Annotated in this window: 12 protein-coding genes; 7 read left to right on the top strand and 5 right to left on the bottom strand. The window is 47.0% G+C overall.

The window, feature by feature from the left end; translation table 11 throughout:
- Positions 1-10: 10 nt before the first annotated feature.
- From AAHB90_RS17860 to AAHB90_RS17850, 3 genes are all read right to left on the bottom strand, one after another.
- On the bottom strand, positions 11-466 hold the full coding sequence (locus AAHB90_RS17860) for a DUF6934 family protein (protein ID WP_342086558.1): 456 nt from the start codon (positions 464-466) through the stop codon (positions 11-13).
- Between the two features lie 33 nt (positions 467-499).
- Positions 500-1,360: a TraB/GumN family protein gene (locus AAHB90_RS17855; protein WP_342086557.1), complete on the bottom strand. Its 861-nt coding sequence runs from the start codon at positions 1,358-1,360 to the stop codon at positions 500-502.
- A 90-nt stretch (positions 1,361-1,450) separates the two neighbouring features.
- Positions 1,451-3,073, bottom strand: coding sequence for a M28 family peptidase (locus tag AAHB90_RS17850; protein ID WP_342086556.1), 1,623 nt, complete (start codon positions 3,071-3,073; stop codon positions 1,451-1,453).
- Between the two features lie 165 nt (positions 3,074-3,238).
- Between AAHB90_RS17850 and AAHB90_RS17845 the strand changes: the two genes are divergently transcribed.
- Positions 3,239-3,508 carry a DUF2442 domain-containing protein gene (locus AAHB90_RS17845; protein WP_342086555.1) on the top strand — a complete coding sequence of 90 codons (270 nt, stop codon included), beginning with the start codon at positions 3,239-3,241 and terminating at the stop codon, positions 3,506-3,508.
- A 211-nt stretch (positions 3,509-3,719) separates the two neighbouring features.
- Entirely contained in the window at positions 3,720-5,534 is a 1,815-nt protein-coding gene (gene typA, locus AAHB90_RS17840) for a translational GTPase TypA (protein WP_342086554.1), read from the top strand.
- A 53-nt stretch (positions 5,535-5,587) separates the two neighbouring features.
- Here typA and AAHB90_RS17835 read toward each other — a convergent pair whose 3' ends face one another.
- Both AAHB90_RS17835 and AAHB90_RS17830 read right to left on the bottom strand, forming a co-directional pair.
- Entirely contained in the window at positions 5,588-5,917 is a 330-nt protein-coding gene (locus AAHB90_RS17835; protein WP_342086553.1) for a hypothetical protein, read from the bottom strand.
- 25 nt (positions 5,918-5,942) lie between these two features.
- Entirely contained in the window at positions 5,943-6,632 is a 690-nt protein-coding gene (locus AAHB90_RS17830; protein ID WP_342086552.1) for a hypothetical protein, read from the bottom strand.
- Positions 6,633-7,040: 408 nt separating this feature from the next.
- Between AAHB90_RS17830 and AAHB90_RS17825 the strand changes: the two genes are divergently transcribed.
- The 5 genes from AAHB90_RS17825 (at position 7,041) to AAHB90_RS17805 (ending at position 12,127) form a co-directional block, all read left to right on the top strand.
- Complete coding sequence (locus AAHB90_RS17825) at positions 7,041-8,315, top strand: Glu/Leu/Phe/Val family dehydrogenase (protein ID WP_342086690.1); 1,275 nt, start codon at positions 7,041-7,043, stop codon at positions 8,313-8,315.
- A gap of 250 nt (positions 8,316-8,565) precedes the next feature.
- Positions 8,566-9,657, top strand: coding sequence for a sensor histidine kinase (locus AAHB90_RS17820; RefSeq protein WP_342086551.1), 1,092 nt, complete (start codon positions 8,566-8,568; stop codon positions 9,655-9,657).
- Between the two features lie 29 nt (positions 9,658-9,686).
- Positions 9,687-9,986 carry a Dabb family protein gene (locus tag AAHB90_RS17815; protein WP_342086550.1) on the top strand — a complete coding sequence of 100 codons (300 nt, stop codon included), beginning with the start codon at positions 9,687-9,689 and terminating at the stop codon, positions 9,984-9,986.
- A gap of 206 nt (positions 9,987-10,192) precedes the next feature.
- Positions 10,193-10,492 (top strand): hypothetical protein, encoded by a 300-nt coding sequence (locus AAHB90_RS17810; RefSeq protein WP_342086549.1) that lies wholly within the window; start codon positions 10,193-10,195, stop codon positions 10,490-10,492.
- A 243-nt stretch (positions 10,493-10,735) separates the two neighbouring features.
- Positions 10,736-12,127: a sodium:solute symporter family protein gene (locus tag AAHB90_RS17805; protein ID WP_342086548.1), complete on the top strand. Its 1,392-nt coding sequence runs from the start codon at positions 10,736-10,738 to the stop codon at positions 12,125-12,127.
- Positions 12,128-12,132 lie beyond the last annotated feature (5 nt).

Genomic DNA, 12,132 nt, shown 5'->3' with positions numbered 1-12,132 from the left:
TTGATTTTGATTATAAAGTTAGCAATCTCCTGATCAATAAAAAACCTTCATAGTTTACGTTCTTTTCGAAAGCCTCCCAGCAACCATTTCTGAAACCTTCGACGACATACTCTCTGGAAATTTCAACGATATTTTTCCGAATATTGATTTGATAAAGGCGGGTTCTGGACTCCGTACTTCCTTTTGCAAATAATCGGGCGTCAGGATTTTTATCCATGAAATCTAAGACGGCAATTGCTACCGTGTTCAGCACTTTCTGAGTATCATAATTATTCGTCCTTGCCAGATCGTCTAAATTGCTCGTGCTCTCGTCCCAATCACCAAATGCCAAATTAAACAACTTTCGTTCTTCATCAATCAGTTGAAAAAACACACCTTTTTTAATATTCCCTTTACTTCCCTGGCTAATGAAATAATACACGGGAAGCATTTCATCTCCGGTGAGGAGATAATGATCTGTATTCATAGTGTGTTGTGATATAGTGTAAAAAAAGATCTTCTATTTCACCGCCTTCACCTGAAACCCCTCCTTCCTCAACAAAGCAATAACCCCCTTTTCCCCGCCCAAATGGGCCGCGCCAACCGCGAAAAACGTTGGCTTCGCGCTCGCGATCCTGCGTATGCGTGGGATCCATTTCCTGTTGCGGGCGAACAGCATTAATTCCTCATTACCTTCCATTCCGAACTCGCTTTTCAGCGTCATTCCGTATAGCTCATTGATATTTTGAGCCTTATACAATTCAATAAGGGCCTTAAATTCTTTCCGGGCAGAAGGGAGACTATCGATCAGGTTAAGAAGCATTTTCGCCTGATCTTTGTAAGGAATCGTATCAAAAATAGCCATTTGCTCTTCCAGGGTCTCAATACCGATTACCTCCGATTTCTGCTTGCCAGCCAGTTCCACCAATGCCATTTCATAAGACTGCGGCTGACAATCGAGCACCGTATTGAATAGCGGCCCCATCAGCACGAATGGTTTTGCCCGCTCGAACATGGCCAGGCCCACATGCACCGAGTCTTTGAAAAAGCGGTCCAGTCGCTCGTACTCCTGGCTCGTAACCAGCTTTTTCAACTCGTTATCCGCGGTCATATTCATCGCCTTCATCATCCCGGCCATCATACCCGGGTCGTCCATATCCATTTCGAGTGCTACCTGACGCGTGCGCGAGAGGGTGCTTTTTAAAGAATCACTGAGGGAGAAATCGGTCGGGCAAATGAGGTGAATAGTTCCAAACAGGTATGAAGGCTTAGCCAACCCGCGACCGCTGATTTCCCAAAGAAGCGAATTCTCAGCCGGTACCTGCGCCCGCGAGACGAGGCTTAACACACAAAAAACCAACAGCAACAAAACCCGATTCATATTTCAAGCATTTAGTTTAAACAACCTCAACCTCCCTTTCCTCCTTCTTCCCTTTCCTCCTTCCTCCCCTTCCTCCATTCTCCCAGAAAATTACTCCTTATGACTATCCACCACAATGCGCTCATCGCGGTTCACCAGATCCCAGGCTGTGTAAAAAACAAGTTTCACGATCTCAGATTGCTTGTCGAAAAGGATTTTCTCCACGTCATCGCCCGGACGGTGGTAATCTTCGTGAACGCCCGTAAAATAGAAAATGACTGGGACGCCCATTTTGGCAAAGTTGTAATGATCGGAGCGGTAGTAGAACCGGTTCGGATCTTTCGGGTCGTTAAAGGTGTAATCGAGCTTGAAATTGACGTACTTCTTGTTCGCTTCCTCGCTGATCGCATGCAATTTCGAAGAGAGCTTGTCGGAACCGATCAGGTAAACGTATTTCGGGTCATTCTTGTGTGCTTCATCAACACGGCCGATCATGTCGATATTCAGGTCGGCGATCGTATTTTTGAGCGGTATTAACGGATTTTCAGAATAATACTCCGAGCCAAAGAGTCCCTTTTCCTCTCCCGTAACATTCAGAAAGAGAATGCTTCTGCGAGGTCCCTTTCCTTCCGCCTTCGCCTTGCTGAACGCTTCGGCGAGTTCCAGCAATGATACTGTTCCAGAACCGTCATCGTCGGCGCCATTGTTGATTTCGCCATTCTCGGAAATGCCGATATGATCCAGGTGGGCACTGATGACCAGCACCTCGTCTTTCTTGTCGGAACCTTCCAGGAACGCCGCCACATTCTCCGTATCAATCGTTTCACTCATACGGCCAACTTTCAATGAGACCGTATTCGCGAAGTTTTCTGAAACAGGTTTACCCGACTTGTCAATCGCGGATTTCAATTTTATGAGTTTTGTAACCGAAGTTCCCAGCATTTCTGCCGCCGCTTTTGCCGAAAACACGAACGCAGCTGTCTGCGACGGGTTTTCTTGTACCGGTTTTAATGTAGGGGCACTAAACCGACGGGCCATTACAGCGTGTTGGCGAATCTCCTTATCCAGGTCTTCGCCCGTTTTCTCGGTAATTATGAAAACATACTTAGCGCCTTTTTCCCTGGCAAGCTTAGCCTTCACCTGCCACGAAACCGGTCCGCTCCATTTGCTTTTCTCCGAATTGCCGGTGAGCAGGTATTTTCCATCGGAAGATTTAGGCTCTCCATCGAACAGCATCACGGACTGGCCTTTTACATTGATATTGGCATAGTCGTTATAATTTCCGTCCTCGATTCCATAACCTACCGACACCAGATCGGTGCTGATCTCTTCGGGAACATCCAGCAATCCATTCAGATAGAAGTCTTTATTAAATTCATACTTCTTGCCGTGCGCCGTCACATACACCTCGCCCCAACTGCGCTTGTATAATTTGTATTTCTGCAAATAGCCTTCAGAGCCATCCGCTTGTGTCGCAATGGGCTGCAATCCGTATTGCTTGTAATATTTAGAAACATATTCCGCTGCCTTTTTCTGGCCAGGTGAACCGGTATCACGGCCTTCCAGGCTGTCGGAAGCGACAATAACGAGGTGCTTTTTAAGATCGGAGGGGGTTATGCTTGCCGCATATTTGGCTGCATCGTCCTGCGGCAGGCGTTCCTGCGGCAGATGGTTCTGTGCCAATGCCAAAGTGTTCACAGACAGGAGTATTCCAGCCAGAATGTTCTTGTTCATAATCGAGGTTAATGGTCATTCAATCTTCACAAATTAACGAAAGCCGCGCGCTAATGCAAAATGACTGGCTTCGAGAGAAAGTTCTTATATTTGGCTAACAACATATACACACTATATCATGCCTGAGATCAGCCCCTACAACAAGATTGATCCACTCCAATAACTATGCTACACTACATCAAAAAAATCATCGAAATAAGGGACTATACGGTGACTTGCCTGTTTAACACGAATGAAATAAGAACCGTAGATCTGAGAGAGCTAATCGAGAAGTACCGCAGGATCAATGATGGCTTAATCAGCAAGTTGTCCTACCCGGACTATTTCAAGACGGTAGGGTTGGATTCTTACGGAACCCTTACCTGGGATAATGGCGTCGATTTCGACCCGGACAACCTTTACAAAAAGTCACAAAACGAAATTGCAACCTTTTGAGGTTTTACTGCACTTTTTGCACTTCTCTCAGTTTAAAGGCTGTTTTTCACGGCGTAACAATTATTTAATTGTAAAATACTGTTATTCAGACGAAAAGTGTGTACCTTTGCACCCTGTTTGGCCAAATTACATCCAGACAAAAGCCAAACGGTCGTTGCGCGTAGTTCTAACCATTTCGTAGCAATGCCGTAAACAACTGATCCATAAAACAATGCAAGCCATTCGTAACATCGCAATTATTGCGCACGTTGACCACGGTAAAACGACTTTGGTCGACAAAATCATCCACGCGTCAAAGCTGTTTCGCGACAATCAGGAGTTCGACGACCTGATCCTCGACAACAACGATCTGGAACGTGAGCGTGGGATTACAATTGTTTCCAAGAACGTATCGGTGCGTTACAAAGATGTGAAAATCAATGTAATTGATACACCAGGTCACGCAGACTTCGGTGGTGAGGTAGAACGTGTTCTTAAAATGGCGGATGGCGTATTGTTGCTGGTCGATGCATTCGAAGGACCGATGCCACAAACCCGTTTCGTTTTGGGCAAAGCCATCGATTTGGGTCTGAAACCTATCGTGGTTGTTAATAAAGTAGATAAAGAAAACTGTCGCCCGGAAGAAGTTCAGGAAAACGTTTTTGATTTGATGTTTAACCTCGGCGCTACCGAAGACCAATTGGACTTCGTGACCGTTTATGGTTCCTCAAAACAAGGATGGATGGGCCCGGATTGGCAGCACCCAACTGATAACATTACCTATTTGCTGGATACGATCATCGAATCCATTCCTGCGCCGGTAATCGACGAAGGTACGCTGCAAATGCAAATCACTTCCCTCGACTACAATGCATTCGTTGGCCGTATCGCCATCGGTCGTGTAAAGAGAGGCACCATCAAAGAGGGATCGACATTGTCGCTTTGCAAAGCCGACGGTGTGATCAAGAAAGTGAAAGTTAAAGAAGTTCAGACGTTTGAAGGACTTGGCCGTGTGAAGGTTTCGGAAGTTTCTGCGGGAGATATCTGCGCAGTAACGGGTATTGAAGATTTCGAAATCGGCGACACCATCGCTGACCTCGAAAATCCAGAGCCAATCGCGCGTATTGCCGTGGATGAGCCTACCATGAACATGCTCTTCACGATCAACAACTCACCATTCTTCGGTAAGGAAGGCAAGTTTGTTACCTCACGCCACCTTCGTGACCGTTTGATGAAAGAAACTGAAAAGAACCTTGCATTGCGCGTGGAGCCAACGGATACAGAAGATAAATTCCTCGTTTTCGGACGTGGTATCCTTCACTTGTCGGTGTTGATCGAAACAATGCGTCGCGAAGGCTACGAATTGCAGTTGGGTCAGCCACAGGTGCTTTTCAAAGAAGATGAAAATGGCGAGCGTCTCGAACCGATCGAAACATTGGTGGTAGACGTTCCGGAAGCAACTGCCGGTAAGGTAATTGAATTGGCAACACAGCGTAAAGGTGAATTGCTGATCATGGAGCCAAAAGGAGATTTGCAGCACCTTGAATTCCTCATTCCTTCAAGAGGTCTGATCGGTCTTCGTTCGAACGTGTTGACTTCGACTCAAGGCGAAGCCGTTATGACGCACCGCTTCAAAGAATTCGGTACATTCCGCGGACCAATCCCGGGACGTATCAGTGGTTCTATCATTTCAAAAAATACAGGACCTGCTACGGGTTATACCATTGATAAATTGCAGGATCGCGGACGTTTCTTCGTTGAGCCGGGTGATGAAATTTACGGTGGACAGGTTATCGGAGAGCACAACCGCCCGAACGATATCGTTGTAAACTTGCAGGAAGCGAAAAAACTAACCAACATGCGTGCTTCCGGTACGGACGACGGCCTGCGTATCGCTCCGAAAATCAATTTCTCTCTGGAAGAATCTATGGAATACATCCAGAAAGACGAATACCTCGAAGTGACGCCTACCAGCATGCGTATGCGGAAAATATACCTGGATGAGAACGAGCGCAAGCGCTACGCATCCAAAATGGAAATGGCTTAATCGAGGCCGGACATTCCAAACCCGAAAAGGAGGCAAAAAATTGCCTCCTTTTTTTATTTGTTTAGTTTGATAATCAAGTTTGTAAGTGCCTCGACCTGACGTTTGTGTGCATTTCTGGTGATCAGGATAAAGGTGAGTAGAGCCACAACTGTCATAGTCAGAAAGGATGTAACGCTTACCTTCCCTGGCAGCGCATCACCCGAGCGATATTTGATGTAACCTAGAATTAACAGCGTGATAATGATAGCAAAATCCAGCGTCACAGGCAGATTAGTTCTGAACATAACCTCCTTGTAGAAAAAGAAAGAGAGGATCAGATGGGTTCCTGCTAACACGATTAACAACCAGGTGAATAGACTTTTCAGCTGTTTTATTGTTTTCATTTGAAGCGAAGTTTATAGGCGAACCTCAATTCATTCCACAATTCATTGAACAAACATCGAAACTTGCAAATGCCGTGCTTTCACAATTGAAATACGTTCCAACAGCAAAAATAAATCCGCCTGCGCCGACCATTCCTCCCGAAATAGCTCCTGCGACCAAAGTTGCCCCGATTTCCAAAGCCAACGTATTTTCGCAAGACTCCATGTCAATGTTGAATTGCTGACTACACAAACCCGCGCAATCCGGCGTCTTTGCGGCGCTAAACCGTTGCCTAAAAACTTTTTCGGTTATTCTGCGTGCAACGATTTTGGAAATGCGGCCGGCGTCAAGGTGCTGGTCAGCAATGTACTTGACCAACTGGCGATAGCCTGGAAAGAGCTTTATGATGTCACTCCCGTTTCCGCCCAACCGGCTAATGACGTGACCTAACTCCTGATCGTCTTTGGCTTCGCGCAAGCCATTTAGTTCTTCCTCCGCCAGAGAGTTTATTCTATCACTCTTTGTCAGATTTTCCCTAACAAACCATACATAATCCACCATAACTCTTACCAGTTCTTCCTCGGTAAGATTGGATGATTTGAGAATACTAAAATCAGGAGCCACGCCACTAGTATTCCCATTATCAACGGAGACGGTGTCAACCTCTTTATTGCAGGATGTAACCACGCCAAAAATCAACATAAATAGACAAGCGAATGCGAAAAATTTTTTCATGTGAGTGGTGATTTAGATTTAACATGCAAACAAATTATCTCTAAACCACCATAAGATCGATTGACATACTCCGCTAACCAGCATGTGGCACCGACCGTTTTTTTAACGGCAAGAATCGGTCACCGTCTGCTCCCCTCATTAATTTTTTTGACAACTGCTTCGTTTTTCATTTTTTCCGCATTTCACTATTTACCTCGATGGCGCCAGAAAATTTGGGATAATCGGTAAAACCGTAGGTATAATTTTAGTCTTTGTTACTGTATTGAAACAATCTACTTTGGTCATTTTTTATTACTATTTCAAGAAAAACTAGTTTTTTGTTTTTATAATAACAAATGCCGTAGTTTGTAAAAGCAAACACATATAAATAGACAACTTACTTATTATCAATAATTTAAATATCAAATGATGTCCTACATAGAACCGGCTCCGATTAAGGATAAAGACAATCCGTTGGAGTCAATGATGCAGCGCTTTGATAAAGCCGTAGACCTCCTCGGAATATCAGAAGAAATGTATTATATCCTCAAAGTACCCCGTAAACAGGTAACAGTCGGGCTGCCGGTAACGATGGATTCCGGCGAGATCCGGACCTTCGAGGGTTATCGTGTAATCCATTCCACCATTCTCGGCCCCAGTAAGGGCGGCATCCGGTTCGATCCGGATGTGAACCTCGATGAAGTACGCGCGCTGGCTGCCTGGATGACCTGGAAATGCGCCGTAGTCGATATTCCTTACGGTGGTGCCAAAGGCGGGGTTGCCTGTAACCCGCGCGAAATGTCGCCCGGCGAGATCGAACGCCTCATGCGCGCTTACACGACGGCATTGCTGGATGTCTTCGGTCCCGATCAGGATATTCCCGCACCCGATATGGGTACCGGCCCACGTGAAATGGCGTGGCTGATGGATGAATATTCCAAATCGAAAGGCATGACCGTGCCGGCTGTGGTAACCGGCAAGCCGCTGGTTTTGGGCGGCTCGCTCGGCCGCACGGAAGCCACGGGCCGGGGAGTAATGGTATCCGCGCTGGCAGGTATGGAAAAGCTGCGCATCAATCCTTACCGCGCTACGGCGGCAGTTCAGGGTTTTGGCAATGTCGGCTCACACGCGGCCCTGCTCCTGCGCGAGCGCGGGACCGCCATCCACGCGATCAGCGATATTTCCGGAGCATATTATAATGATAAAGGAATCGACGTGGCCGATGCCATCGCCTACCGGGATGCCAATAAAGGATCATTGGAAGGTTATGCCAAAGCTGAACCGATTTCGGGCGACGACCTCTTCACCTTGCCCGTAGACGTGCTGGTGCCCGCAGCGAAAGAAGACGTAATTACCCGTAAAAATGTATCCAGCATTCAGGCACGAATGATTGTCGAAGGTGCAAACGGCCCTACTTCCGCCAAAGCCGACGATATTATCAACGAAAAGGGCATTATGGTGGTACCCGACATCCTCGCGAATGCAGGTGGTGTAACGGTTTCCTATTTCGAATGGGTTCAAAACCGGATCGGCTACAAATGGACGCTCGAACGCATCAACCGCCGTACCGACCGCATTATGAAGGATGCCTTTGACAAAGTGTATGAAACCTCGCTGAAATACAAGGTGTCGCTCCGCATCGCCGCGTACATTGTGGCCATCGACAAGGTCGCAAGTACATATAAGTACCGTGGGGGATTCTAAGAGTCAGGTATTGCCATTCGTTGTCAAGTATTGTGAGTTGTGGTTTGAGGTTGAACAAACCCTACCTGACAATACCTGACCACGCTTGACCATACCTGACTACACCTGACTTAACAATTTCTTAACAAGCCACTTCGGAAGCGAAACCGAATCTAAACCGGTTTCAAAGTGTTAACTTTAAGGCTAAATTTCAACAGATTCGCCACACGCGGAAGAACAAGCTTTCGCGTGTGGCAAGCCTTAAAGTATCATGTCGTTAAGTCCCCGCTTCATTGCCGTCATCCTGGCATTCCTGATATCCGTCATTACCACCACATTCCTTGCATTTGTGGATGGAGTTTCGAAAGGGATGCTGTTCGTTTCGGCTATTTCCTCCTTTATTTCCTCGTTCTTTCTCGTCCTTTATGCCGTCGATATCCTTGTTTTCCGCGAGGTGAATAAAATGTACCGGACGATCCACAAGTTGAAAATGAGGGATTTCAATATGGCCCCGCGCAAGAAGCTCATCCGGGAATCCAATCCTTTGAAGACGATCAACGACGAAATCTTTGTTTATGTAACCAAAAAACAAAAGGAGATCGACGAATTGAAAAAGCTGGAACTGTTCCGCAGGGAATTTCTCGCAGACGTTTCGCACGAGTTCAAAACACCGATTTTCGCCGCGCAGGGATTTATCCACACGCTCCTCGACGGCGCAATGGACGACGAGAAAGTGCGCGAACGCTTTTTACGCAAGGCAGCCAACAACCTCGACAGCCTCGATGTACTGGTGAAGGATCTTCTCGTGCTCTCGCAAATGGAAACGGGAGACATTAAAATGAATCTCGTCCCGACTGATCTTCGCAAACTCACCCTAGGCATTTTCAGCCGGCTCGAACACATTGCCAAGAGCCGCAATGTGACCCTGAAAGTCAAACCGGACGACATGCCGGAGGTCTGGATCAAAGCCGATGCCGATCGCATGGAGCAGGTTATGCTTAACCTCATCGAAAATGCTATTAAGTATGGCAATGACAACGGGAAAGTGATTGTTCATTTCAGTGAGAGTAAAAAATATATCGAGGTAGAAGTGAAAGACAATGGCCCAGGTATCCCCCACGAGCATTTGAACCGCATTTTCGAGCGTTTTTACCGGATAGATAAAAGCCGGAGCAAAGAAATCGGCGGAACAGGTTTGGGACTTGCCATTGTAAAACATATATTGAACGCCCACGACACTAAAATCGCCGTTATGTCAAAGCCGGAAAAAGGCACCACGTTTTCTTTCAAATTGGAAAAAGCCTATCACCAGCAGTTGCCGGAAGCGAAAACCGATGAGGTCGTCAATCAGTCGAATCCATAATCAATTTCTAACACCATAAACCATTATCCATGTTTATTCATAACGTATTCTTCTGGTTGAAAGAGAAGGACAACGAAGAAGCAAGACAAGCCTTGCTCGCCGGCATCAAATCACTCGAAGCGATCGAATCCATTGAAACGGCTTATATCGGCCCACCTGCCGCCACGCGCAGACCGGTTATCGACGCCACTTATGATTTCGCAGAGATTCTGATTTTCAAAGATGAGGCTGCACATGACGTATACCAGGTTCATCCATTGCACAAAAAATTCATCGAGGATTGCGCTCATCTCTGGGACCGCGTACTGATTTACGACGTCGAAGCATAAGCTAATATTTGTTAACAAGTTATCCACACCTCAAATGTGTATAACTTGTTAACAACCTTCAAAACCTTCCATTTTCAGCGAGTTAAGCTACATTTAAGCATTGTCCACAATGTGGATAACTTGAAAGAGGCAGCAGCAATGCCCCACCTGCGGCACTATTCAACCATCCAATTCGTTCTAGAAACAGTACAAAACGAACTAGAACCGTGAAAAAGAACAGAGTTTTGCTGTCGGTCATCGTGACGCTGGTCGCAGCTATATCGATTTCATCCTGTACCTATCGCTCCTATGACCCGGGCTATGACTACGGCTACCGGCATGGTTACAGGTACTACCATGCGCCCCCTCCGCCACCGCGTGTTGTAGTGGTAAAACCGGCACCACGCCGGATTATATATGCCGATCGTCACGGGCATTACAGGCGTGACGACAGGGTTTACCGCAAACAATACCGCCGCAACGACCATTACGGAAACAATGGCCGTCATCGCGGACACAGACGATAATTGACATACTTTAGATAAAAAGGCCCGGTACTGTGCACAAAACACTTTATCGGGCCTTTTCCTTTTATTCAGGTTTTACGGACATCGCAAGCTGATATGGATTACTTAACAAGCCATTTCATTTTTTAAAAACCTGTTCAAGTACTATTTTCACGGAAGCATTATTGCCTATTAAAAAACATCACCAAATGGGTAAAACGTTTAGTAAGCAAGGCATTGTAAAAAACCTGGAAGCCTGAAAGCATGCTGGCCTTTTCTATCCTGGCATACCTGCTGGCAAACCTGGGAATAGGCCTCTGGGCCTCCAAACGAATTTCTACCACACGGGATTTCGTCCTGGCGGGGCGCCAGCTCCCGCTGATCCTGGCTGCATCCGCCACATTTGCGACGTGGTTCGGATCGGAAACCATTATGGGCGCCCCTACCGAGTTTATCGAACACGGCGTATTGGGCATCATCGAAGACCCTTTCGGTGCTTCACTGTGCCTTTTTCTCGTCGGAATATTCTTCGCCCGGAGGTTTTACAAAATGAATATTATCACATTTTGTGATTTTTTCAGGCTCCGTTACGGACGCAATGCCGAACTTCTTTCCGCCATCCTCATCATTCCGTCCTATTTTAGCTGGATAGCCGCCCAATTGCTTGCCATGGGCATTGTGCTGAAAATCGTTCTTGGTTGGTCACTGCTGATGTGCATTCTGGCAAGTTCCTTCGTCGTGATCCTGTACACGATCTGGGGCGGTATGTGGTCGATATCGATCACCGATTTTATCCAGACAATCATGATCATCGTAGGCCTGCTCATTGTGGCGGCGGTCCTTTACCAGGAAGTAGGAGGCTTTAAACCATTAATCGACGCCGCACCGGAGGGTTTTTTCCGCTTTTTCCCCGAAAATACACTCAAAGGCCACCTCGAATATTTTGCCGCATGGATCACCATCGGGCTCGGGTCCATCCCGCAGCAGGATGTTTTCCAACGGGTAATGTCGGCGAAATCCGCCCGGGTATCGGTCCAGTCCACGCTTCTTTCATCACTCATGTACCTGACGATCGCCCTCCTGCCGCTCTTCATAGGGCTTTGCGGGCATCACCTGTACCCCGGCGAAGAGCAGGATGGCCAAATGATCATTCCGAATATGGTCTTGAAACACATGAACCTGCCACTCCAGATCCTGTTCTTTGGCGCATTGGTTTCGGCCATCCTCAGTACTACCAGCAGTGCCATTATGGCCCCGGCCGTTGTCCTGGGAGAGAATATTTTCAAATTCTTTAACCCCGGCCTCCACGACAGGCAATTGCTGAAAATCATCCGTACCGGCATTATTGGTATCACCGCCATTTGCATTTTTATGGCGGCGACACGGGAAAGCATTTTTGAATTAGTCGCCGAGTCCTCCGCATTCAGCCTAGTATCGCTGTTCGTACCGCTGGCGGCCGGACTCTACTGGAAATCCAGCAATACACTCGGCTGTATATTGTCGATGTTAGCCGGACTGGCGGTGTGGCTGGTTTGCGTATTTATCAAAACAGCATACCCCGCACTCGTTTATGGCCTTCTCGCAAGTTTTTTGGGCATGCTAGCCGGATGGGTTTGGGGAAAAATGCAGGGCCGCCAAGCCTCGGCTGTATCTTGAGGTGG

The sequence above is a fragment of the Dyadobacter sp. OTU695 genome, assembly GCF_038440355.1.
Lineage (GTDB): Bacteria > Bacteroidota > Bacteroidia > Cytophagales > Spirosomataceae > Dyadobacter.
This window is presented reverse-complemented; position numbering and strand designations above follow the sequence as displayed.